Annotated in this window: 20 protein-coding genes; 16 read left to right on the forward strand and 4 right to left on the reverse strand. The window is 43.5% G+C overall.

Annotated features, from left to right (window positions below):
- The first annotated feature begins 35 nt into the window (after window positions 1-35).
- From sufB to ACYUCY_RS12560, 16 genes are all read left to right on the forward strand, one after another.
- Complete coding sequence (sufB, locus tag ACYUCY_RS12485; RefSeq protein WP_460226835.1) at window positions 36-1,472, forward strand: Fe-S cluster assembly protein SufB; 1,437 nt, start codon at window positions 36-38, stop codon at window positions 1,470-1,472.
- A gap of 85 nt (window positions 1,473-1,557) precedes the next feature.
- Window positions 1,558-2,352 (forward strand): Fe-S cluster assembly ATPase SufC, encoded by a 795-nt coding sequence (sufC, locus tag ACYUCY_RS12490; RefSeq protein ID WP_460226836.1) that lies wholly within the window; start codon window positions 1,558-1,560, stop codon window positions 2,350-2,352.
- Window positions 2,349-3,632 (forward strand): Fe-S cluster assembly protein SufD, encoded by a 1,284-nt coding sequence (sufD, locus tag ACYUCY_RS12495; protein WP_460226837.1) that lies wholly within the window; start codon window positions 2,349-2,351, stop codon window positions 3,630-3,632. The genes sufC and sufD overlap by 4 nt, the downstream gene beginning before the upstream one ends.
- Window positions 3,633-3,649: 17 nt before the next feature.
- The gene (locus ACYUCY_RS12500) at window positions 3,650-4,924 is read left to right on the forward strand and encodes an aminotransferase class V-fold PLP-dependent enzyme (RefSeq protein WP_460226838.1); all 1,275 of its coding nucleotides are present in this window, start codon (window positions 3,650-3,652) and stop codon (window positions 4,922-4,924) included.
- Between the two features lie 50 nt (window positions 4,925-4,974).
- The gene (locus tag ACYUCY_RS12505; RefSeq protein ID WP_460226839.1) at window positions 4,975-5,364 is read left to right on the forward strand and encodes a HesB/IscA family protein; all 390 of its coding nucleotides are present in this window, start codon (window positions 4,975-4,977) and stop codon (window positions 5,362-5,364) included.
- Window positions 5,365-5,427: 63 nt separating this feature from the next.
- On the forward strand, window positions 5,428-5,961 hold the full coding sequence (gene sufT / locus ACYUCY_RS12510) for a putative Fe-S cluster assembly protein SufT (RefSeq protein WP_460226840.1): 534 nt from the start codon (window positions 5,428-5,430) through the stop codon (window positions 5,959-5,961).
- Window positions 5,962-6,001: 40 nt separating this feature from the next.
- On the forward strand, window positions 6,002-6,415 hold the full coding sequence (locus tag ACYUCY_RS12515) for a SufE family protein (RefSeq protein ID WP_460226841.1): 414 nt from the start codon (window positions 6,002-6,004) through the stop codon (window positions 6,413-6,415).
- 289 nt (window positions 6,416-6,704) lie between these two features.
- Window positions 6,705-7,130: a nucleoside-diphosphate kinase gene (gene ndk / locus ACYUCY_RS12520; RefSeq protein ID WP_460226842.1), complete on the forward strand. Its 426-nt coding sequence runs from the start codon at window positions 6,705-6,707 to the stop codon at window positions 7,128-7,130.
- Window positions 7,131-7,165: 35 nt separating this feature from the next.
- Complete coding sequence (gene rlmN / locus ACYUCY_RS12525; RefSeq protein ID WP_460226843.1) at window positions 7,166-8,440, forward strand: dual-specificity RNA methyltransferase RlmN; 1,275 nt, start codon at window positions 7,166-7,168, stop codon at window positions 8,438-8,440.
- A gap of 29 nt (window positions 8,441-8,469) precedes the next feature.
- Window positions 8,470-9,249, forward strand: a complete 780-nt coding sequence (gene pilW, locus ACYUCY_RS12530) for a type IV pilus biogenesis/stability protein PilW (RefSeq protein WP_460226844.1) — start codon at window positions 8,470-8,472, stop codon at window positions 9,247-9,249.
- Window positions 9,250-9,275: 26 nt separating this feature from the next.
- Window positions 9,276-10,316, forward strand: coding sequence for a RodZ domain-containing protein (locus tag ACYUCY_RS12535; RefSeq protein ID WP_460226845.1), 1,041 nt, complete (start codon window positions 9,276-9,278; stop codon window positions 10,314-10,316).
- 61 nt (window positions 10,317-10,377) lie between these two features.
- Window positions 10,378-11,490 (forward strand): flavodoxin-dependent (E)-4-hydroxy-3-methylbut-2-enyl-diphosphate synthase, encoded by a 1,113-nt coding sequence (gene ispG, locus ACYUCY_RS12540; protein ID WP_460226846.1) that lies wholly within the window; start codon window positions 10,378-10,380, stop codon window positions 11,488-11,490.
- Window positions 11,491-11,583: 93 nt separating this feature from the next.
- On the forward strand, window positions 11,584-12,354 hold the full coding sequence (locus tag ACYUCY_RS12545; protein ID WP_460226847.1) for a YfgM family protein: 771 nt from the start codon (window positions 11,584-11,586) through the stop codon (window positions 12,352-12,354).
- Window positions 12,354-13,511, forward strand: a complete 1,158-nt coding sequence (gene bamB, locus ACYUCY_RS12550; RefSeq protein ID WP_460226848.1) for an outer membrane protein assembly factor BamB — start codon at window positions 12,354-12,356, stop codon at window positions 13,509-13,511. Before ACYUCY_RS12545 ends, bamB begins: the two co-directional genes overlap by 1 nt.
- Window positions 13,512-13,654: 143 nt before the next feature.
- Window positions 13,655-15,160 (forward strand): ribosome biogenesis GTPase Der, encoded by a 1,506-nt coding sequence (der, locus tag ACYUCY_RS12555; RefSeq protein ID WP_460226849.1) that lies wholly within the window; start codon window positions 13,655-13,657, stop codon window positions 15,158-15,160.
- 342 nt (window positions 15,161-15,502) lie between these two features.
- Entirely contained in the window at window positions 15,503-16,435 is a 933-nt protein-coding gene (locus ACYUCY_RS12560) for a homoserine O-succinyltransferase (protein WP_460226850.1), read from the forward strand.
- A gap of 90 nt (window positions 16,436-16,525) precedes the next feature.
- Here the strand turns inward: ACYUCY_RS12560 and ACYUCY_RS12565 are convergent, their stop codons facing one another.
- The 4 genes from ACYUCY_RS12565 to ACYUCY_RS12580 all read right to left on the reverse strand — a co-directional run bounded on the left by ACYUCY_RS12565 (window position 16,526) and on the right by ACYUCY_RS12580 (window position 23,335).
- Window positions 16,526-17,881: an NAD(P)(+) transhydrogenase (Re/Si-specific) subunit beta gene (locus tag ACYUCY_RS12565; protein ID WP_460226851.1), complete on the reverse strand. Its 1,356-nt coding sequence runs from the start codon at window positions 17,879-17,881 to the stop codon at window positions 16,526-16,528.
- Window positions 17,881-18,171, reverse strand: a complete 291-nt coding sequence (locus tag ACYUCY_RS12570; protein ID WP_460226852.1) for an NAD(P) transhydrogenase subunit alpha part 2 — start codon at window positions 18,169-18,171, stop codon at window positions 17,881-17,883. Before ACYUCY_RS12570 ends, ACYUCY_RS12565 begins: the two co-directional genes overlap by 1 nt.
- Window positions 18,171-19,319: a Re/Si-specific NAD(P)(+) transhydrogenase subunit alpha gene (locus tag ACYUCY_RS12575; protein WP_460226853.1), complete on the reverse strand. Its 1,149-nt coding sequence runs from the start codon at window positions 19,317-19,319 to the stop codon at window positions 18,171-18,173. The genes ACYUCY_RS12570 and ACYUCY_RS12575 overlap by 1 nt, the downstream gene beginning before the upstream one ends.
- 536 nt (window positions 19,320-19,855) lie before the next feature.
- Window positions 19,856-23,335 carry an acyl-[ACP]--phospholipid O-acyltransferase gene (locus ACYUCY_RS12580; protein ID WP_460226854.1) on the reverse strand — a complete coding sequence of 1,160 codons (3,480 nt, stop codon included), beginning with the start codon at window positions 23,333-23,335 and terminating at the stop codon, window positions 19,856-19,858.
- Window positions 23,336-23,533 lie beyond the last annotated feature (198 nt).

Here is a 23,533-nt window from a genome sequence, read left to right on the forward strand (position 1 = left end):
ATTAAAGAAAATTATTTAAGGTTGAAACAAACACTATGAGTGAGCAAATTAATACAGCGCTCAAAAGAGAATATGAAGCGGGTTTTGTTTCTGATATTGAATCGGAAACATTTCCACCCGGTCTAGATGAAGGCGTCATTCGTAAAATTTCGGCAATTAAAAATGAACCCGAGTGGATGTTGGAGTGGCGATTAAAAGCCTATCGTCTTTGGTTGGAGATGGAAGAGCCAGAATGGGCTCACGTTAACTATCCTAAGATCGACTTCCAATCGATTTCCTATCATTCTGCTCCGAAGAGTATGAAGGACAAACCAAAGTCTCTTGACGAAGTTGATCCCGAATTATTGCGCACTTACGAGAAACTCGGTATTCCGCTACTTGAGCAACAAATGTTAGCGGGAGTTGCCGTTGATGCGGTTTTTGATTCGGTGTCGGTAGTTACCACCTTTAGAGAAAAATTAGCCGAAGCTGGTGTAATATTTTGCCCGATTTCCGAAGCCATTCAAAATCATCCCGAACTGGTTCAGAAGTACCTTGGTAGTGTTGTTCCACAACGCGATAACTATTACGCGGCGTTAAATTGCGCCGTTTTTACCGACGGTTCATTTGTCTACATTCCAAAAGGCACCCGCTGCCCCATGGAGTTGTCGACTTATTTTAGAATTAATGAGCAGAACACCGGGCAGTTTGAGAGAACATTGATTATTGCCGAAGAAGGCAGTCACGTGAGTTATCTGGAAGGTTGTACAGCACCACAGCGAGATGAAAACCAGTTGCATGCCGCGGTTGTTGAGTTAGTTGCTCTAGATGATGCCGAAATTAAATACTCTACCGTACAAAATTGGTATCCCGGTGACGAGCAAGGTCGCGGCGGAATATTTAATTTTGTTACCAAGCGAGGTGAGTGCCATAAGAACGCGAAAATTTCCTGGACCCAAGTCGAAACAGGCTCTGCAGTGACTTGGAAATACCCCAGTTGTATTTTGCGTGGTGATAACAGTATTGGCGAGTTTTATTCCGTCGCGCTAACCCGAGGCGCACAGCAAGCGGATACCGGCACTAAGATGATTCATTTGGGAAAAAATACGCGCTCGACAATTATTTCCAAAGGTATTTCCGCTGGTCGCAGTAACAATAGTTATCGCGGTTTAGTAAGAATGAGTCCAAGTGCCGATGGCGCTCGTAACTATACGCAATGCGATTCTTTACTTATTGGGGATCAATGTGGTGCCCATACCTTTCCGTATGTAGAAAGTCGAAACCGTTCCGCGATCGTCGAGCATGAGGCAACGACCTCTAAAGTTAGCGACGACCAAATGTTTTTGTGCCAGCAGCGAGGAATTGATCCTGAAAAAGCGGTGTCAATGATCGTTAACGGTTTTTGCAAAGAAGTTTTTAAAGAATTGCCAATGGAATTCGCGGTGGAAGCGGGGAAGTTGTTGGAAATTAGCTTAGAAGGTTCTGTCGGCTAAGTCACCCGTAAGGAAACGTATTCTCATATTGTTTGTTTGATATTCGCATGACTTGAAATATTGCGAATGAATTAGGAAATGCTAAATGTTATCGATTAAAAATCTCGTTGCCAGTGTTGAAGAAAAAACCATTCTTAAAGGCTTAAGTCTTGAAGTTAAAGCGGGGGAGGTTCACGCCATTATGGGCCCGAATGGTTCTGGTAAAAGTACCATGGGTTATGTACTTTCCGGACGTGAGGGTTATACCGTTGAAGAGGGTAGCGCGACGCTTGACGGTGAAGATCTTTTTGAAAAAGAAGCTGAAGAGCGCGCGCGTGCTGGTTTGTTTTTAGCTTTTCAATATCCGGTAGAAATTCCTGGGGTGAGTAATTTGGAATTCCTAAAGGCATCTGTGGATGCTCAGCGAACTTCTCGTGGGGAGGAACCAATAAGTTCCGCACAGTTTCTCAAGCAAGCAAGAGAAGCCTGTAAGTTAGTGAACTTGCCTGTCGATTTTTTGAAGCGTGGCGTTAACGAAGGTTTTTCCGGTGGCGAAAAAAAACGTAACGAGATTATGCAAATGCTTTTGTTGAAGCCAAAGCTGTGCATTCTCGACGAAACCGATTCGGGTTTGGATATTGACGCGTTAAAAATAGTTGCTGAAGGGGTCAATAGTCAACGTTCACCTGAGCGTAGTTTTATTGTCGTGACCCACTACCAAAGACTGCTTGATTTTATTAAACCAGATTACGTACACGTTTTGTCTGACGGCAAAATTGTGAAAAGCGGGGACGCTTCTCTCGCCCACGAACTAGAAGCGCAAGGCTATTCATGGTTAACAGATAGAAAGCAAGAGCTCGATGAAATAGAGAAGAAATCTGTACAAGGGCGGACCGCATGAGCCAGTGGTTGGATTCGACATTGTTGCAAGCGGAAGTGGTGAAAGATGATTTACTGCCTAAACGCCAACGTTCGCTTGAATTATTAAGGCAAGCGAAGAAACCTGGCCGAAAAAATGAAGCTTGGAAATATACTTCGATTAATGGCTTGGATGCAATTGGTTCGGCGAGTGAGGCGGCAAACAATTCGCTTAAGATTGATAGCGAATATCTGGCGACTATTCCGAATCTCGAAAGTATTGATCTAGTCTTTGTCGATGGAAAATTTGATATCAGTTTGTCTACCAGTGATTTGCCAGCTGGATTAATCGTCAATTCATTAAATAATATCGATAGCGAAAGCAAACAATGGGTGACAGAAAATTTTTCCAATATTAAACCGGAAAAACATTTTTTTGGATTGCTTAATGACGTACTTGCGAAAGAAGGCGCATTGATTCGAGTTCGTGATGGGGTCGTCATTGAGAAAGTAATTCGCATCATCCATATTCTGAGCAAGGGAGTCAAAGCTCATACTAGAATATTGGTCCAAGTGGGCGAAGCTGCGGGGCTGAAAGTAATTGAGCAGTTCCTTGGCAGCGAATTAAGTTTTAATACCGGGTTCGCTGAATATGAATTATGTAAGAACGGGCAATTAGAACATTACAGGTTGGCCTTGCAAACAGGTGATGCCCTGAGTATCGGTGGTAGTCATTTTAAACTGCATGAGCGCTCACAGTTAAACAGCACCTTAGTGGGTTTTGGCAGTAATCTATCAAGAGTGGATGTCGATGTTAGGCATTGTGGCGAATTCGCGAATGCAGAGATAAATGCTATTTATTTACTCGATGGCAAAGAACTCTTTGACCTACATAGCACAATTGAACATGAAGTTGCGAACTGTACGACGGAAGAAAATGTGCGTGGAATTGTCGCGGATCGTGCGCGCGCTGTTTTTAATGGCCGCATTCACATTCATCGCTATGCGCAAAAAACCTTAGCAGAGTTGAATAATCGAAACTTACTCTTATCTAGTAAGGCAGAGGTCGATACCAAACCTGAATTAGAAATTTATGCAGACGATGTTAAGTGTGCCCATGGCGCAACCATCGCTGAGATAGATCAGAAGGCGCTTTATTATTTGCTGAGCCGCGGTATCGATAAAAACAAAGCTTTAGAGATGTTGAATTTCGGTTTTATCAATGAATTGCTAGATAACATTCCCAGTCAGCATGTTGCTGATTGGTTGCGACCTCAATTGCGCAAGCGTTTTTCAGCAATGACGCCTGAGCATGCAGGTTGATAGAGAGTACAAAGAGAATGAATCGAACTTCAGGAAGTTCAGAGCGTCATCAAACGGTAGCCGAAGGGTCGAACGCGGAATTTGATGTGCAAGCAATTCGTAAACAATTTCCAATACTGTCGCGAGAAGTTAATGGTAAGCCTTTGTTGTACCTTGATAATGCCGCGACTACGCAAAAGCCGCAGTGTGTTATAGATTCAATCTCGAATTTTTACCGTACCTGTAATTCCAACGTTCATCGTGGTGCTCATCGTTTAGCTGATGAAGCGACGCAACTTTTTGAGAACGCGCGAGATATCGTCGCCAAATTTATCGCCGCCGAAACACGTGAAGAAGTTATTTGGACCAGTGGAACGACAGAGTCGATCAATATTGTTGCTCATGGCTTAGCGGATTTGTTGTCACCTGATGATGAAGTGCTAGTAACGGAAATGGAGCATCATGCGAATCTCGTTACATGGCAGCAAGCGTGTAAACGATCAGGTGCGAGCTTAAAGATTGCTCCGATTAATGACGATGGCGAGTTGTTACTCGAATCATTTAAAGCTTTCTTAAGCGAAAAAACCAAATTTGTCGCCTTCCCTCATGTGTCGAATGCATTAGGAACGGTAAACCCGATTGAAGAGTTGTGTCGTTTAGCAAAAAGTGTCGGCGCCTACACCTTAGTCGACGGCGCTCAAGGGATTGCTCATTTTAAAGTAGACGTTAAAAAAATCGATTGCGATTTTTATGTATTTTCCGCCCATAAACTTTTTGGCCCTACGGGTGTTGGCGTTTTATGGGGGCGGCAAACAGTTCTTGCCGATTGGCCAGTGTGGCAAACCGGCGGCGAAATGATTTCAGAAGTCAGCTATCAAACGGCGAAATGGAATGTATTACCGTATCGTTTCGAAGCCGGAACGCCGAATATTGCTGGCGCCATTGCTATGGCGGAGGCGATTCGTTGGTTTTCAGCACTTGATTTTTCTGCTGTTCAGACCCATGAAGCTAGATTAATGTCGCTAGCGACTGAGCTAGCGGAGTCATTTTCTGGCTTGCGAATAATTGGCAATGCGAAAGAAAAAGTTGGTGTGCTGAGTTTTGTTTTAGATACGGGCCATCCGGCAGATATTGGTTTTCTTCTCGATCAACAAGGTATTGCGATTCGCACAGGACACCATTGTGCAGAACCGCTTATGAGTCGATTACATATTCCCGGTACAGCGCGCGCATCATTTTCGATTTATAACACCGAAGAAGAAATCAAATTTTTGTTTGCGGCATTAAAGAAGGTTAGCGAATTATTAAATTAAGTTGCTTAGCGTAGAGATGCTAGGCACATACATGTCATTGCGGAGTAATTATGACTGTTTCTACTTTTGATCCAAGTGCACCTATTGATTCAACAACGCCAGCGGTCTCAATTACAGAAGCTGCTTTGCGTCACTTTGAAAAAAAACTCGCACAAGAGCAAGCGAAGGGCACACAGAAAAAAATGCTCCGGTTAAGCACAGCTGCTAGCGGTTGTTCCGGTTACGCCTATGTCTTGGATATGGTTGATGCACCGGAATCAGGTGATGAACTTATTCAATCAAATGATGTTGTGACGCTGGCGATCGATGAAAAAGCAGTTTCGATATTACGCGGAACTGAAATCGATTTGGTCGTTGAAGGCGTGAATCGAGTCGTAAAATTTCATAACCCCAACGTCGTTGCCGAATGTGGTTGTGGCGAAAGTTTTACTGTCAGCTAAAATCGACCTAGCGAAAACACGTCTAGTCAGTTCGTTCTATAATTTTTATCTTTAGGTTTATCAATGCAGCAAGGCATGGTCGTCACCAAGCGGATTTGTCCCGCGCGTAAAGTACCCTCTGGGGAGTTAACGCAAATACCAGAAGGACAGTTTCTTACTGTTAATCAAGCGTTGGGTGGTAATTACACTGTGACGTGGCAGGGCAGTATGATGAGAATTGATGGCACCGATGCAGATGCTATTGGTTACGAACCCGAAAAACTAAGTTTCGAAAATGATGGTAGCGCCGAAATAAATTCTGATCAGGTTTGGCAGGCCCTTGATACAATTTATGATCCCGAAATTCCCATTAGCATCGTGTCTTTGGGCTTGGTCTACGATGTTCAAGTTGATCAAGCGTTGGGTAAGGTAACCGTTAACATGACCTTGACGGCGCCAACCTGCGGAATGGGACCAGTTCTTGTCAGTGATGTAAAGTATCGAGTTGCAAAAGTGCCAAACGTGAAAAGCGTTCACGTAGAACTCGTTTTTGACCCGCCCTGGTCTAAAGAAATGATGAGTGAAGAAGCGCAACTTGAAGCGGGTTTGTTTTTTTAGTCGAACATCAAAAAATTTAAAAAAGATTGTGTAAATTATTATGTCGCTACCAACAACGAATGAAATTATCGAGGATTTAGATTTTTTTGATGATTGGGAAGATCGCTATAAATACATTATTGATTTAGGGAGAGACCTTCCTAAAATGGACGAAAGCCTATTTACACCAGAGCGATTGGTAAAAGGTTGTCAGAGTAATGTTTGGATCGATGTGCAGGTTCGCGATGGGCGCTTACAATTCGCTGTCGATAGCGATGCAATCATCGTTCGAGGTTTGTTGGCCCTGGTGATGGCGGCTTATCAAAACAAGACCGCGAGTGAAATACTCAGCTTCGATATTGACGAATATTTCAGCAAACTTGATCTTGAACGCCACCTAAGCCCAACCCGGGGTAATGGATTGCGTGCCATGGTGGCACGAATATTAGCTTCTGCAGAGTCCTTTGCTTCTTAATCTAAAGTAAGCCCAGTACAACCTTTCCCCGATTCGCTTTTCCAGAATCTGCCTTCCAAGCTACTGTAAATTATCGGTTTTTAGTGCCAGAGATACGCAACTAAATTTGCTGTTAGGTGACCAACTCTATAAAATTGTTGGGTTTTATGTGAGCAACATGGCCAGGGGCTTTTGCCTTGTTTGTTGAGTGATGTTGTCAAATTAAAATGTTTAAAATCAAATGCTTAGCGTCATTATGGCGCCGGGCAAATCTTTAGTCACAATTACAGAAAAGTATTGGAGATAGTCAATGGCGGTTGAACGAACGCTTTCCATCATCAAACCCGATGCGGTCGCAAAGAATGTGATCGGCAAAATTTACAGCCGATTTGAAGATGCGGGTCTAAAAATCGTTGCTGCGAAGATGCAGCAACTTAGTAAAGAGCAGGCGGAAGGCTTTTACGCTGAACACAAAGAGCGTCCTTTTTTTAACGATTTAGTTGCTTTTATGACTTCAGGTCCAGTAGTGGTTCAGGCTTTAGAAGGTGAAAATGCCATCGCTCTGAATCGTGATTTGATGGGCGCGACTAACCCCCAGGAAGCAGCTGAAGGAACTATCCGTGCAGATTTTGCTTCATCAATTGATGCGAATGCAGTGCATGGTTCTGATAGCCCAGCTTCTGCGGAACGAGAAGTGGCTTACTTCTTCGAAGCCAATGAGCTTTGCTCGCGTTAATTCCGAAAATAAATTTGTTTGAATAGTTGACTGATATGTCTTTAACCGATCAATTTAATGCAAGTCCCGAAACATCAGCCAACGCTGCTGTTTCTCCTTTGATTGGTGAGCTTAGCAGTTCAACTGACGACACTGGCTCAGCACTTGCTGGCTCAGATTTAGTTAAGCCAAATTTGCTGGGTATGTCGAAGAAACAATTAGAAACTTTTTTTGAAAATATCGGCGAGAAGAAATTTCGCGCTGCACAAATTCTCAAATGGATTCATCAACTCGGTGTTGTTAATTTCGATGAAATGAGCAATTTGAGTAAAGACTTACGTAAACAGCTTTCGGAAACCGCACAAATTACCTTTCCTGAAATTCAACAGCAGTTGGACTCAAGTGATGGAACCAAGAAGTTTTTAATTCGGGTAGAAGGTGGCAGTGCAATTGAAGCGGTTTTTATTCCTGAAGGTGGCCGCGGAACGTTATGCGTTTCCTCACAAATTGGTTGTTCTTTGGATTGCAGTTTTTGTGCGACGGGTAAGCAGGGTTTTCAGCGGGACTTAAATTCATCCGAAATTATCGCGCAGGTTTGGATGGCTGCAAAATCTCTAGGGCAATTCGAAGGGGACTTAACTCGGCGAATTACTAATGTTGTTTTTATGGGGATGGGCGAACCCCTATTGAATTTTGACAATGTGATGACGGCAATGGACATCATGATGGAAGACCATTGTTACGGAATTTCCAAGCGTCGAGTCACTTTGAGTACTTCTGGAGTGGTACCTGCCTTGGATACTCTGGGCGAGTACACAGATGCTTGTTTAGCAATTTCTTTGCATGCGCCTAATGATGCTTTGAGAAATCAACTAGTCCCAATTAATAAAAAATACCCAATTGCAAAATTGCTGGCTTCTGCAAAAGCGTATATGGATGGACTGCCGGATAAGCGCCGCAAAATTACCATTGAATATACTTTGATTGACCATGTTAACGACAGGCCTGAGCACGCACGAGAATTGGCAGTTTTGTTAAAAGATACACCGGTAAAAATAAATTTAATTCCTTTTAATCCTTTTTCTCAATCTGATTATCGTCGGGTTAGCAATCGTGCGATGAGGGAATTTCAAAATATTTTAGTCGAAAGTGGTTACATCGTAACGGTCAGAACAACACGGGGTGATGATATTGCCGCCGCGTGTGGTCAGCTAGCCGGTGATGTGAATGACAAAACTCGACGAAGTGCACGCTATGCGAGTGCACGACAAAAGTTAGCCGACGAACAAAATGCCAATAAAAATATTTTTGTGCGCTCTTCGGGGCAATAATTCTGATGTTTAAAATAGCGGAGAAATCAATGCTTCAGTTTTTCACAAAATGTGTTTGCATTATTTTATTTGTCAGTGGAATAACCGCTTGCGTGACAACAGTGGAAGGTGGGGGCAACAAAAATGCCACGCCAGAAAGAGCGCTTGGATCATATATACAATTGGGTTTTGGATATTTACAGGCTCAAAATCGAGAGCAAGCGAGGATTAATTTTAATAAAGCCTTGGGCATCGATAGAAAATCAGTCGAAGCAAATGAAGGAATGGCTCTGTTGCATCAATTGAATGGTGAAGCAAAGCTCGCAGAAGATTTTTTCAAAGCAGCGATTCGTTATGATGGGACATTTGCAAGGGTTCGAAACAATTATGGGAACTTCTTGTTTCAGCATGAGCGCTATGAAGAAGCGTATAAGCAATTTGAAGTCGCGGGCAATGATTTAAATTATGAGCGACGTTCCGTGGCGCTGGTTAATTTAGGGCGTACTGCTTTAAAACTCGGAAATGTCGAACGTGCAGAGGCATTGTTCGACCACGCGCTTGGTTTAGATCCCAAATTAGTATCCGCTTTAGAAGAGTTGGCCGAATTAAAATTCAATAAAGGTGAATATGCTCTAGCCAAGTCATATATTGATCAGTATGGAAAAATCACCAAGCATTCAGCTCGTACACTTTGGCTGGGTATTCGTTTGGAACGAATTTTCGGAAATAAAGATAACGAGGCCAGCTACGGATTAGCGTTAAGGAATTTACACCCGTATTCGCAAGAATACTTGGACTATAAACAGTCGCTTACAGAATCTCCGCAATAATTTTAATAAAGAATAGCGTGATTGATGTGAATAATTCTTCAAACGAAATTGATGATCTGGAATGCCCTGATAATTCAGTCGTTGATGAATCGAGCGAGCAGCTAGATTCTGGCGGTGAGAACTTACCCGTTGAATTGCCAGGAAGTCTGCTTAAAAAAGCGCGGCAAAAAAGTGGTTTAAGTTTGTCTGAAGTGGCAACAGAATTATATATGTCAGTTCGTAAGCTTGAAGCGCTAGAACGAGATGATTATGGTGCGTTACCGTCGGCCGTATTTGTTCATGGCTATATCAAGAAATACAGCGCTATCGTTAAAGAAGATGAAGATGCGTTGTTGGCGAGTTACGACCAATATTTAAAGACTCAACGCGAAATCAATCCCGCCAGCATGCAAGTGAATATTGGCGTTGAGAAGCGAAAAAAATACTCATTTCTAAGCTTAAAATGGCTGGTTCCGGCGGGTTTATTTGCTGCAAGCGTTTCAGTTCTGGTTATCGTTATGAGTTTTACTCAACAACAGCGACCGGATTTTGTTGCTGAAGTAAATGAGGCTGAACAGTTACCTGAATCACCAGTTTCTGAATTGGACAGTAATGTACTTGATGAGATGGCGAGTGAGTTAGATTCAATTAGAGATCAAAACGATGATCCGATCGCCTCTGCTGAGCTTGCTTTAGCGAGGGAGTTAAACGCCTCAGGCATTCAAGAGCCAGAAAATCAACCTGCAGAAGCGCCGACAAATAACCAGCAAACGAATACCTCTGCAGGTGTCGATGCAGATGTTGGTCAAGGTGTTTCAAGTTCGGTCGCATTTGCTTCCGACGAGATGCTCGACGAGCTCTTTTTTAGAATCTCAGAAGACTGCTGGATTGAGGTTTCGGATTCAAATGGCTCGAAGATATATTCGAACCTAGCAAACGCGGGGCAAACCGTGAGCTTGGATGGGGAAGGCCCCTTTTCGGTTATGTTGGGAAACGCACGAGCCGTTGAGTTAAGTATTAATGGTGAATCTGTACTGATAAATACGCGTCCTGGTCGTGACACTGCGCGTCTTATTGTTGGTAAATAGAGTCTACAAACAGTTAAGTTATTCAGTGACACATTCAATGTCATTGAGGTTGGAATTTTAGATGCATAATCATTGTCCTATTGTTCGTCGTCAATCGAGAAAAATAATGATTGGCGATGTCGCTGTTGGCGGCGGTGCACCCATTAGTGTGCAGAGCATGACGAATACTGAGACGACTGATGTCCAGGCAACAGTAGCGCAAATTAAAGCGATTCAAAATGCCGGAGCCGACATCGTTCGGGTCTCTGTACCAACTATGGACGCCGCGATCGCTTTTGGTGAAATAAAAAAGCAAGTCGATATTCCCCTGGTTGCCGATATTCATTTTGATCACAAAGTAGCACTGCGCGTTGCGGACTTGGGTGTTGATTGTTTGCGAATTAATCCCGGTAACATCGGTAATGAAAGTAAGATTCGTGCAGTTATTGATAAGGCCCGTGATAACAATATTCCTTTGCGTATTGGCGTGAATGCCGGATCGCTTGAAAAAGATTTACAACGAAAATACGGCGAACCCACACCGGAAGCGCTTGTAGAATCTGCGATGCGTCATGTTGATATTTTGGATCGCTTGAATTTTCCAGATTTTAAAGTGAGTGTTAAAGCCTCGGATATTTTTATGGCTGTTGCGGCATACCGGCAGTTGGCAACACAGATCGAGCAGCCCCTGCACCTGGGAATAACGGAAGCTGGAGGTTTGCGCTCTGGAACCGTGAAGTCTGCGATTGGTCTAGGCGCTTTATTATTGGACGGCATTGGTGACACTGTAAGAGTTTCTTTGGCGGCTGACCCCGTAGAAGAGGTTAAAGTTGCTTGGGATATGCTAAAGAGTTTAAAGCTACGCTCGAAAGGGATTAACTTTATCGCTTGTCCTAGTTGTTCTCGTCAGAATTTTGATGTCATCAAAACAATGAATGAATTGGAGAGCAGATTAGAAGATATTACAACGCCCATGGATGTCGCCGTCATTGGTTGCATAGTGAATGGACCCGGCGAAGCAAAGGTAGCAGATATCGGTTTAACGGGTGGCAGTCCAAATAGTATGATTTTTGTTGATGGAGAAACGAAAAAAAGAATTGCGAGTACAGAAGTGTTGGAACAATTTGAAGCAGCGGTGCGAGAAAAAGCGCGCATTAAACAGCATGAGTTGGATCAACTGATTGCGAAAAGCTAAAGATTTAAAAATTAATAATTGAATTTTATTGTCAAATTGATGGTTAAAGAAATTATTTATTAAAAATTAGATTTATTTTTTGGGAGTCGAAACGTGTCAGAACATATAACAGAAGAAGAACAAATTGAAGCGCTTAAGCGTTGGTGGAACGAAAACGGTCGGTCCCTAGTTATTGGCGTCGTGTTAGCTGTAGCAGGTTATTTTGGTTGGCAGGGTTGGCAAGCTCAGCAACAACAAGCACGTGAAGCGGCCAGCATACTGTATACCGATCTTTTGGAGGCGGGGAACGTGGCGCCGGGGCAGCAAATAACAGAAGATCAGGCTTTTAAAATTAAAGGTTTTGCAAGCACCTTAAAAGAAACATATGGCAACACTCTGTACGCTGCTGAAGCGGCATTGGTTTTGGCCAAAGTTTCAGTTGAGCAAAAAGATTTTGCCTTGGCGGAATCGGAGTTGCGTTGGGTTATTGAAACCGAGATTAATAGGCCGATTACTCTATTAGCTAGGCAGCGACTTGCTCAAGTACTTTATGGGCAAGAAAAATATGATGATGCATTATCGGTGTTGAAAGAAGTAGAACCAGGTGCTTTCGCTGCAGTTTATGCTGAGCTTGAAGGTGATATTTATGTCGCGCAACAAAAAATTCCAGAAGCTATATCGGCTTATGAGTTGGCAATGGAACAACTTCTTGAGCCTCAAGCCAGCCGTAACGGCATTATCCAAATGAAATTAGATGATATTCAAATTGCTTCCACTGACAGTGTTGCTGCACCAAGATCTGAGCCTGCAGCAATAGAAACTGAATCGGAAGCGGATGAAAGCGATAGCGCTAGCCCGAGTGATGAAACCGAGGCGGCGATTTAATGATGCGAATTTTATCAGTTTTTATTACGGGTTTACTTATTTTATTACTAGGCGGGTGCGCATCGAAAGGTCTGCAACCGATGGAATTAGTTGATTTTGAACCGAAGGCGACGATTAGCAAACAGTGGTCTGCCAATGTTGGCTCCGGTCTAGATATTCGCTATACGCTGCTGGCGCCAGTCATTGTTGGGGAAAATATTTATACCGTTGATCATAAAGGAACAGTTTCGGCTCTCGATAAAAATACCGGTAAACAAATTTGGCGAGTTAAATTAAAAGAAGAAGTGTCTGGTGGTTTAGGCTATGGAAATGGCACGTTATTTCTCGGTACCTATGAAGCACAAATTATTGCTTTGAATATCACCGACGGCAGCGAAAAATGGCGAGCAACGGTTTCCAGTGAAGTATTAAGTAATCCTCAAACAAACGGTAGCGTGGTTGTAGCTCAAGTTTTTGATGGTAGTTTGGTCGGCTTAGATCATGATACCGGTAAGGCTTTGTGGAAGGTGGAAACGGATCCACCAACGCTAACCTTACGTGGAAATAGTTCACCGCTTATTGTGGGTGCAAATGTGTATTCTGGATTTGCCACCGGAAAGGTTTTAGCCGTTGGCGTAAATGACGGCTTGCTCGTTTGGGAACAGCGAGTAGCGATTCCTCAGGGACGTAGCGAACTAGAGCGAATGGTAGATATTGATGGTTCTCCTCTGCGTGTGGGAGAAATTATTTTTATCGCGAGTTATCAGGGTCAGTTAATGGCCTTAAGCCGTGCAACTGGTAGACCACTGTGGAGTAAGGCAGCATCAACCTATTTAAGTCTCGCAAGTGGTCAGGATAATATTTACCTCACCGATAGTAATGGCGGTGTTAAAGCATTTAGAAGCGGTAGCGGACAACTGTCTTGGGAAAATGAGCAGTTGTTGAGAAGAAAAACTTCCGCGCCACATACCATAGGGAATTATGTGGTCGTTGCTGATGAAGAAGGCGGCTATTTACATGTTTTAAGTCAAACAAGCGGCGAGTTCATGGCGCGAAAGAAAATTGATGGCAGCGGTGTACGTTCGCCAATGGTTAGCGCGGACGGTGTCCTTTATGTCTATAGTAACGATGGAAAGCTAACAGCGCTTAAAATCGAGGCAATTGCTAGCGACGAATAAGCCACAAATAGTTGTCCAAACTTTTAGTGTTATTTTGAAAAGTTACGTTGGAGCTAGTTTATATAAGGCTCCAACTTTTTTGTTTTTTACTGACCCTTCTTTTTCGTGAATTCTAACGAGAATGAGAAACCCTAGGTTTACACATGCTTCCTGTTATTGCTTTAGTTGGTCGGCCCAACGTTGGCAAATCTACATTATTTAATCGATTAACAAAAACTCGCGATGCCTTGGTGGCAAACTTTGCGGGTTTAACTCGTGATCGAAAATATGGCGATGGCGAGATCGATGGCCAACGATTTATCTTGATTGACACTGGCGGTCTTTCTGGCGATGAAGAGGGCGTAGAAACGCTTATGGTCGAACAGTCTTGGCAGGCTATTCGTGAGGCCGATATCGTTTTGTTTATTTTGGACAGCCGAGATGGCTTGCACGCTGATGATTTAGATATCGGCAAACGCTTGAGAGTCGATAATAAAAAAGTATTTATCGTCGCAAACAAAATAGACGGTTTAAACCATGACTTAGCTGTCGCGCCATTTTTTGAGTTAGGGTTGGGAGAGGTTTTTCCTATTACCGCTACTCACGGTCGCGGCGTAAGACATTTAATGGAATCTGTACTAGCCACAATTCCTAAAGTAGATCCTGAGCAAGAAGTCGCAGTTGATATTGCTGAATTAGGGCCTGACGAAAAATCGGAAGTAACATCCGAAGCGAGCGCTGAAAAAATTATTCCAGACAGTTCCAAAAATCGTGGAATTAAAATAGGCATTGTTGGCCGACCCAATGTTGGAAAATCGACCTTAGTTAATCGTTTGCTGGGGGAAGATCGTGTTGTTGTTTTTGATATGCCGGGGACAACACGAGACAGTGTGTATATCGATTATGAGCGCCACGGCAAACCTTATACCCTGATTGATACCGCCGGAATTCGCAAACGTAAAAATATTAAACTTGCGGTGGAAAAATTTTCAATCGTGAAAACGCTGCAAGCGATAGAAGATGCTAATGTTGTTATTTTAGTTGTTGATGCCAGTGAAGGTCTTGTTGATCAAGATCTACATTTAATGGGAAATATTGTTGAAGCCGGCCGAGCATTAGTCGTCGCCGTGAATAAATGGGATGGCTTAGATGAAGACAAGAAAAATCATATTAAACGAGAATTGGATCGTCGTTTAAAGTTTATTGAATTTGCCGATCTGCATTTTATTTCTGCCTTGCATGGCACGGGTGTTGGTAACTTATACAAGTCTGTTGAATCGTCTTTTCAGTCGGCGATTACAAGGTTCACTACAAATCAACTGACGCGAATATTGGAAGATGCTGTTTCTGACCACCCACCGCCTTTGGTGAGAGGGCGGCGTATCAAATTACGTTACGCTCACACCGGTGGCCATAATCCTCCTATTATTGTTATCCATGGCAATCAGACCGATGAAGTACCTTCGCACTATGTTCGCTATTTGGAGAAGGTTTTCAGACGGGCATTAAAGCTACATGGGACACCCTTGAAAATTCAATTTAAAACCGCGGACAACCCATTTTCGGGCAAGAAGAATAAACTGACGGATCGACAAAAAACTAAAAAACGCCGCCTAGTTCAACATGTGAAGAAGGCCGAGAAGAAAAAGAAGGACCGGAAAGGCCGTTAATAGTTGCTTGAATCTATTGACTGAGATTTCACATCCGCAGCTGAAAATCCCTGAAATTTATAAGGGACCCTGTTGTTAACATTATTTGGGTTGTTGACGAGCCAAGGAAGCTTGTTTATTATCCTCCCCATTGCGCCGATTTGAATCAGCTTGCGGGCGCGTTATAAATACCGCTAAAGAGAGGAAAGTATTCGATCTAACCTACTTTAGCGGCATGTGTTAATTGGCTGCGACAAAGTGGGTTTTTTTATCCCCTCCGTTTTACCTCGTAGCCCCTCAATTGTCATTTAAACGATTTAAATTGCCCTTATCTTATTTAAGGGCAAGAAGAAGGAAAGTGTCATGCCTATTCGCATCCCAGGGAACCTACCGGCTACGCGGGTTCTACAGCGTGAGAATGTATTTGTTATTTCTGATCAGCAGGCGGAGCATCAAGATATCCGACCGCTGAAAATATTGTTGCTCAATTTAATGCCGAAAAAAATTGAGACAGAAATTCATATTCTACGGATGTTGTCGAATACGCCATTACAAGTGGATTTGGAATTAATGCGTATTCATGACAAGCCTTCAAAAAATACCTCAATTGAACATATGCACGCCTTCTACAAGGATTTTGAGAACGTTAAAAATCAAAAGTATGACGGCATGATTATTACTGGTGCGCCGCTGGGAAAAATTCCATTTGAGGACGTTGTTTTTTGGGACGAACTCAAAGTTGTATTGGATTGGAGCAAAACTCATGTCACGTCCACATTGTTTCTATGCTGGGCGGTTCAAGCGATCATGTTTCATCAGTATGGAATTAATAAACGGGTATTAGATAAAAAAGTATCCGGCGTTTATCGGCATCACCTTGATAATGTTTTGTCGCCGATAGTCAGAGGTTTCGATGATACATTCGATGCACCGCATTCAAGGTTTGCTGAAATCGATGAAGAGGCAATTAATCAGCATTCACAATTAGAAATTGTGGCTTCCTCGGAACAAGTGGGCCCCTTTATTGTTTCAAGGAAGGATGGGCGGCAATTGTTTGTGATTGGGCATTCTGAATATGAACCACTGTGTTTGAAAGATGAGTATGAGCGAGATGTCGCTGCGGGTCAGAACGTCGACATTCCGGAAAATTATTTTCCGAATGATGACCCTACGCAACAACCCATCGTCACGTGGAAAAGTCATGGCACCTTACTGTTTTGTAACTGGCTGAATTATTATGTTTATCAACAGACGCCATTTGATCTTGACGATATTGGCAAAGAGGAAATGATGTAGTTTGAGCGCATCGAGAAAAACCTAAATTCGAAAAGCAATAAGCATAAAAAAACCCAGGCAAGCCTGGGTTTTTTTATGCTCAAGATATGCTTACTCGCCAAACGCTCGAACCAAATTGTTCATGGTTTCTTTTGCGTCTCCGAATATCATTCGCGTATTCTCTTTAAAGAACAGAGGATTGTCGATACCAGCAAAACCGGATGCCATTGAACGCTTCAACACAAACACTGTTCGCGCTTTATCTACATTGATTACAGGCATGCCATAAATCGGGCTGCCTTCCATTTCACGAGCCGCTGGGTTTACAACATCGTTTGCACCAATAACGATGGCGACATCGTAGTTTTCCATGCGTGGATTAACTTCGTCCATTTCTAATAACAGATCATAGGGGACGTCGGCTTCGGCAAGTAATACGTTCATGTGACCGGGCATACGACCGGCAACAGGATGAATTCCGTAACTCACTTCAGCGCCATTTTCTTCGAGTAATTCTTGTAATTCCTTTACCGCATGTTGAGCTTGCGCAACTGCCATGCCGTAGCCGGGAACAACAAGTACGTTAGTTGCCGCTTCAAGTACATAGTAGGCATCATCAGCAGAAAGTGGTTTGATTTCGCCTTCAATTTTTTCAGCGGCTTTGGCAACTTTGCCGAAACCGGAAAACAATACGTTGGCTAAGGAGCGATTCATTGCCTTACACATAATGTTAGTCAGTATGATTCCGCTCGCACCGACCAGAGAACCGGCAACAATAAGAATATTATTGTTAATGGCAAAACCAGCAGCGCAGGCAGCTATACCGGAATAACTATTTAACAATGAAATAACCACTGGCATGTCAGCGCCGCCGATGGGTAACACCGCCAAAATTCCCAATAACGCGGAAAGGCCAATGGCGATATATAACCAATTGGTGTTGCTGGGTTCGATAGTAAACATAACACCGCAACCAACAATCGCGATTAGCACCAGTGCATTGACAAAACGTTGGCCCGCGAACTGAACTGGGCGACCGGTGATTTTCTCGCTCAATTTACCGTAGGCAAGCAAGGAACCAGTAAAAGTTAAACCGCCAATTAAAATTGAAAGAAAAACGGTGATTAAAACGAAAACGGTTGCGTCGACAGAAAAAGCCGCCCAGCCCACCAATAAACTAGCCAAGCCGCCGAAGCCATTAAAGATAGCAACCATCTCCGGCATCGACGTCATGGCAACGGTGCGAGCAATAACAGCACCGATTAATGCACCGACAATTAAACCACCAATGATCCATTGGTAATCAACTATGTCTTTATGAACAAGCGTGGCAACAACAGCGAGTAACATACCGAGAGAAGATAGTAGGTTTCCTTTTCTCGCTGTACCAGGATGGCCCAATAGTTTTAAACCGAAAATAAAAAATACAGTTGCAACGACGTAAGAAAGATTGATAACCATGTCCATTACTTACCACCTTCTTTCTTTTTAAACATTGCTAACATACGGTCAGTTACCATGTAGCCACCAACAACGTTGATAGTTGCGAGAGCTACAGCGGCAGTACCTAAATATTTAACGATAGTAGGGTCTACTGAGGAGCCAGCAGCAACTAAGGCACCAACTAAGGTAATCCCAGAAATTGCATTGGCCCCTGACATCAAGGGTGTATGTAGGGTTGCAGGAACGCGGCGAATTAATTCAAAACCTAAAAAGATTGAGAGAATAAGAACAAAGGCTTGATAAATAATTTCCATTATTTCTCTCCCTGGTTGTAGTGATTTTTAATGACGTCGTTAACGATTTCACCATCGCGAGTAATCACAGCACCTTTTAAAACTTCATCTTCAAAGTTTAATTTAAGGGCTTTGCTTTCTTCATCCCAGAAATCATCTAACAAATTGAACAAATTATTTGAATACATTTCAGTGGCGTCTTTCGCAACTTGGCTCGGCCAATTGCCGTCACCAATAATTTTCACGCCATTTACGTCGACAGTTTGACCCGCCACTGTGCCTTCGACGTTGCCACCAGATTCGGAAGCCATATCAACAATAACGCTACCGGCTTTCATGCCAGCAACCATATCTTTGGTAACAAGTACGGGAGGTTTGCGCCCAAAAAGTTGCGCAGTAGTTATTACAACGTCAGACTCTGCAATTTCTGCTTTTTGGCCGGCTTTTTGTAGTTCCATTTGTTCGGGTGTTAAGGCATTGGCATAACCATCTTTGGTTTGCCCTGTTTCGCCCAAGTCTATTTTTAAAAATTTCCCGCCCAAGGATTCGACTTGTTCAGCAACAACAGCACGGGTATCAAAAGCAGTAACTTTTGCGCCTAAGCGTTTTGCCGTTGCAATCGCTTGTAAACCTGCGACACCGGCGCCGATGATAAATACTTTTGCAGGTTTAATCGTGCCCGCAGGTGTCATCATCATCGGAAGGATTCTATTTAAGGTGTTGGCAGCCATCATAACCATGACGTAGCCCGCCAAATTTGCCTGTGAGCTCAATGCATCCATTTTTTGTGAGCGCGTAATGCGTGGAATCATTTCCATACTTAAGGCAGTAATATTTTTAGCTTTAAATTCGTTAATTAAATTTTGTTCATTGAAAGGATCTAAAAAGCTAATGTGAACGGATCCTGTTTTTAACTTGCCAACTTCTTCTATGCTGGGTTTTTGTACACGGACGACAATATCCGCGTTTTGTAACAAGGCGTTACGGTCATTAATAATTTTCCCGCCGGCATCGACATAGTCTTGATCACTATGTCCACACGCTAGGCCAGCTCCGCTTTCAATTTCCATCGATGCGCCGGCTCTGGATAATTTCTTAACCGTCGTCGGAGACATTGCGGCACGCTTTTCGCCATCGTGTAGTTCTTTTGGTATCGCTATTACAGTCATAATAAGTCACACATGTTGTTAGTCCTTGACATATTTTACGGGGTATAAAGACCTTACGTTCTTGTTATTGTTGATTACACAATAATGAAAAACGAATTAAGCCGTAAATGTGGAAAAGTGTTGGACTGGTATTCAGTCAACCTTCGGTTTTATTGTCATCACGCGTCGCTGCGTAAATCGGTATGCGCCGTCGGTCTCCAAGTTGTAAACGAAACAAACGAATAAAAAGTAATCGTTCGATTTAGGCAGATTAGGCCCCCAAAAGCTTTAAAAGAGCTCAGGTCTTGTTAATAACTGCACGCAAAACCAACTGCCCCATGTTTGCGCACACCCTAAACTTCTTTTAAATCAGTAACTTAGGCTATATTCGGCCTTAAAGTTAGTTCGCTATAGTAAAAAATAACCTCATTTGAAGCAAATAACATAAAGCAATGGCGACTATCTAGAAACTTAATAGTGGTCATCGGAGGTATTGCTAAACTCAGCCAATACCTGGATTAGGATAACTTCAGGGTTATACCAGATACGGCCGCTGATTATGCATCTAGCTCTAAGGCTAATTTTTTTGCCAAGCTAAAGTCAGTTTTTCCGGAACCCAATTTGGGTAGTTCTTCGACCTGATAATAACTATCGGGTATCGCCAGTGGATTACAATTCGATGCGAGCATACTCTGCTTAATTTCGTGTTCGTTTAAGAAACTGTCTGACATGACAATTATTCTTTCGCCTTTTTTACTGTCGGGAACACTCACCGCAATGACGTCAAGGGTTTCATTCTCGCTGAGTTCGTTGGTGTCGGCGGTGTAGTTATCTCGCACGAGATTTTCGACGAGTGAAAGACTCACCATTTCTCCAGCGATTTTTGCAAAGCGTGAATAGCGATCGACGATCGTTAAATATCCGTCTGCATCGAGTTTGCCTTTGTCTCCTGTGACATACCAACGAATGCCGTCGTCTTCTCGTATTACCTCGTCCGTTTTAGCGGGATTATTTAGATAACCTTTCATCACTTGTGCGCCGCCGATTAAAATCATGCCTTCCTCGCCCGTTGGCAATTCTTGCCAAGATTCCGGATCGACAATTTTGAAACTAGTTCCCGGGAGTGCCATGCCAACAGTTCCGGCTTTACCACCTTTTTGTACTTGCCAAAAATTCATGTCGAGCGCATCCGGCAAATTAACACTGGCGACGGGTGTCGTTTCAGTTGCGCCATAACCTTCGAGAATATCTTTTTGAAATTTTAGTTTGAATTGTTCGTGAACGTCGTCGCGCAATTTTTCTGCACCGGCGACAACAAAGCGCAAGCTACTTAACATCAGCGGATGCACTTTTGAATTGCGAATAAATAAGCGAAGAAAGGTCGACGTTCCGAACATAATTGTTGCGCGGTAACGAGCCACCGATTTTGATATACCTAAGGCGTCGGTCGGGTCGGGATGGCAAATCATTGGCAAGCCTTCAATCAATGGCAGAAACTGCGTTACCGTTAAACCAAAGGCATGGAATAAGGGTAGGGACGCCATTACTACGTCGTCTTGTTCCATATTGAGAACATCGGAAATTTGTTTTAGGTTTGCCATAATATTTTTATGGCTCAGCATGATGCCTTTAGGTAATCCCTCGCTGCCACTGGAAAATAAAATCGCTGCGGTTCTGTCTGCATTCCGAGAGTGGCAAAACACGCTTTTTAAAATTGTACCGGGCATGAACGTGCTGCAAAAATACATTGCCAGTTCGGTTTTGCTTATCGTTTTGCGCAGATCTTCAAGGTAAATAATCTTGACCTGGCCAAAACAATCCGAATAATCAATGCCACGTTTTTTTAATTTTTCGAGAAATAATTTTGAAGTGTAAATATGCTTGATTTCGGCTTGTTCAATAGCGGAATTCATCGCCGCTTTGCTCGCGGAGTAATTTAGATTGACGATGGTTTTTCCGCTCAGCAGCGTCGCCATATTTGTGATTACTGCTGCACTACTCGTAGGTAGCAAGATGCCAATATTTTTTTCAAGACAGGTGTTACGAATTCTTTTTGCGAAGGGCAGTGTTGCGGTTAGTAATCGTCGAGGGGAAAGTGGTGCATCTTCACCTTGAGCAAGAGCAAATTCTTGGCGGTTTGCTTTGATGCTATCTATCCACGCATCCGCTAAGGTTGGTAAATCATCCAAGTAGGTTTGCCAAGACTGAATAGATAAATCAAATACTCTTCGTTTTAGTACGTCGGCATTAGTGTCTTTAGAAAGCGGGTTACCGAACGCAACAATTAAATCTCGTTGTAGCCCGGAAGATCGGGTTTTCTTGAGCCACATTGAGGAGCGAGAAAATTGACTTCCCCATAAACCGCGGAGAAAAAACGGCAGAATGACAACGTCATCGTTGGCTTTTTCGCAAGCGCGCTGATAACCAGATCTAAACGTTCCTAAATGCCCCGTACGACTAATAGCACCTTCAGGAAACAAACAGACAACTTGCCCTTTGTTCAGCAGCTCTGCAACTTGATCAAGCGTATCGGCGCTACTCTTTCCTTGTGCGATCGGAATACAGCCAGCGAGATCGAAGAGCCATTTCAAGTACCAGCGGTTATAGATTGATGCAAGCATGACAAATCGGAGCGGACGAGGGCTGGCAATTTGTACGATGGCCCAATCAATCCAACTGATGTGATTACCCAGTAACAAGACGCCGCCTTCAGAGGGGATATTTTTTAAGCCTTGAACCTGTACTCGATAGTGGCTGCTCATGGCGTAGCTCAAGACAATTCGAACCAGACTCTGAGGAATTTTGAAAACTGTATAGATGCCGCCAATCGCAGCGACTACTGCTATCAAGGTGAGCATGTAAGCACTCTTGAAGCCGAGCAAGGCGACCGCCGCGGTGATTACCAAGAAGGTCAACATGGCAATATTTTGAAATAAATTATTTGCGGCTAATACGGTGCCCAATTCCCGCTCACCGGCATGAAATTGAATGAGCGCGTTGAGGGGAACAATAAATAATCCACCCATGACGCCAATGAAAAAATAATTCAGTCCATGAGCGACGACACTTTCCAAGCCCGGCACTAACCATAGGCCCAAAGCGATGCCGCCAGCGCCGATGGGAATCAAACCCGTTTCAATATGATCTTTAGAAGCGCGGCCAGCGAGAAAAGAGCCGAAGGCGATACCGAGCCCGCTAGCGGCGATAATGCCTTGGATTACCACGGTGTTTTCGATGCTCAAGGATTCTTTCGCAAAGGCGGGGAATACGGCCATCATGACTTGGCCAACGGACCAAAAAGTTGCTAAGCCAACAATGGATAAACGAATCACTTCCCGATTCTTGAGGGGCCGCATATTGTTCCTGGCGAGCTTGCCAGTGAAGTAAGCGTTGAAATTAAACTTGGCACTTTCATCCGTTACTTCAAGGTTGGGAAGACGGTACACCATGACCAGCTCAATCAGGGCGTTGGCGATTAAGAGCCAACCTAGGGGCGCTATGGCTTTAACAATGGCGCCTTTAGAGCTGAGATCCGGGGAGTACCAAAGTTCGAACAGGGTTGAGAATAAAAACGCACCGAGAATGATCGCAATGATGGATGTGGCTTGCGCAACCCCGTTGGCCTCTGCGAGGCGATCTTTGCCAAATAGCGATTTGATGTAGCCGAGCTTGGCGGGAGAATAAAACGCCGATTGTATGGCGAGCAGAAAAGTCATCCCAAATGCTTGCCAGAACCATCCCATGTAGTAGCACAGAGTAATCAAACAAGTCAGGCCTACTGCAGCCCAGGATGTCATGCGCATCACCCGGTTTTTGGGGTATTTGTCAGAAGTGAAACCAACAGGGCTAAAAAGTAAGATAAAAGGTAATAAAATCAAACTGTTAATGATGGCGGTCAGCACCACCTGAGAGCTGCCATCATAGGTTTTAAACACGGTATTCTGGATGACAATTTTGTGTCCCAAGTCGACAAAGGCATTAAGGAATACCGCGACGAAAAATGGGATCGCGCCCTGAATTTTATGTAGCTTTTGCATTATTAATCCCGCTTTGTTGGTTTAACCTTCCTAGTTGGCTGCGATGCTGGTACTTCAGGAATCTCAATTCGCTGTTCCCGGCTTGCTGCTTCTGAATCGAAGGCAAGAATACGAGGCGGTTTGATGATGAGCAACGATATTGTTGGGGGTCTCGGTCTCTTTGATACAAAGTAGCATTATTTGATACTATTGCCCGAA

Source organism: Aurantivibrio infirmus, from assembly GCF_054767315.1.

What these genes read in the sequence shown, in the direction of transcription:
- sufB (WP_460226835.1), top strand. Translation starts at nt 36, where the DNA reads ATGAGTGAGCAAATTAATACAGCGCTCAAAAGAGAATATGAAGCGGGT.
- sufC (WP_460226836.1), top strand. Translation starts at nt 1,558, where the DNA reads ATGTTATCGATTAAAAATCTCGTTGCCAGTGTTGAAGAAAAAACCATT.
- sufD (WP_460226837.1), top strand. Translation starts at nt 2,349, where the DNA reads ATGAGCCAGTGGTTGGATTCGACATTGTTGCAAGCGGAAGTGGTGAAA.
- ACYUCY_RS12500 (WP_460226838.1), top strand. Translation starts at nt 3,650, where the DNA reads ATGAATCGAACTTCAGGAAGTTCAGAGCGTCATCAAACGGTAGCCGAA.
- ACYUCY_RS12505 (WP_460226839.1), top strand. Translation starts at nt 4,975, where the DNA reads ATGACTGTTTCTACTTTTGATCCAAGTGCACCTATTGATTCAACAACG.
- sufT (WP_460226840.1), top strand. Translation starts at nt 5,428, where the DNA reads ATGCAGCAAGGCATGGTCGTCACCAAGCGGATTTGTCCCGCGCGTAAA.
- ACYUCY_RS12515 (WP_460226841.1), top strand. Translation starts at nt 6,002, where the DNA reads ATGTCGCTACCAACAACGAATGAAATTATCGAGGATTTAGATTTTTTT.
- ndk (WP_460226842.1), top strand. Translation starts at nt 6,705, where the DNA reads ATGGCGGTTGAACGAACGCTTTCCATCATCAAACCCGATGCGGTCGCA.
- rlmN (WP_460226843.1), top strand. Translation starts at nt 7,166, where the DNA reads ATGTCTTTAACCGATCAATTTAATGCAAGTCCCGAAACATCAGCCAAC.
- pilW (WP_460226844.1), top strand. Translation starts at nt 8,470, where the DNA reads ATGCTTCAGTTTTTCACAAAATGTGTTTGCATTATTTTATTTGTCAGT.
- ispG (WP_460226846.1), top strand. Translation starts at nt 10,378, where the DNA reads ATGCATAATCATTGTCCTATTGTTCGTCGTCAATCGAGAAAAATAATG.
- bamB (WP_460226848.1), top strand. Translation starts at nt 12,354, where the DNA reads ATGATGCGAATTTTATCAGTTTTTATTACGGGTTTACTTATTTTATTA.
- der (WP_460226849.1), top strand. Translation starts at nt 13,655, where the DNA reads ATGCTTCCTGTTATTGCTTTAGTTGGTCGGCCCAACGTTGGCAAATCT.
- ACYUCY_RS12560 (WP_460226850.1), top strand. Translation starts at nt 15,503, where the DNA reads ATGCCTATTCGCATCCCAGGGAACCTACCGGCTACGCGGGTTCTACAG.
- ACYUCY_RS12565 (WP_460226851.1), bottom strand. Translation starts at nt 17,881, where the DNA reads ATGGACATGGTTATCAATCTTTCTTACGTCGTTGCAACTGTATTTTTT.
- ACYUCY_RS12570 (WP_460226852.1), bottom strand. Translation starts at nt 18,171, where the DNA reads ATGGAAATTATTTATCAAGCCTTTGTTCTTATTCTCTCAATCTTTTTA.
- ACYUCY_RS12575 (WP_460226853.1), bottom strand. Translation starts at nt 19,319, where the DNA reads ATGACTGTAATAGCGATACCAAAAGAACTACACGATGGCGAAAAGCGT.
- ACYUCY_RS12580 (WP_460226854.1), bottom strand. Translation starts at nt 23,335, where the DNA reads ATGCAAAAGCTACATAAAATTCAGGGCGCGATCCCATTTTTCGTCGCG.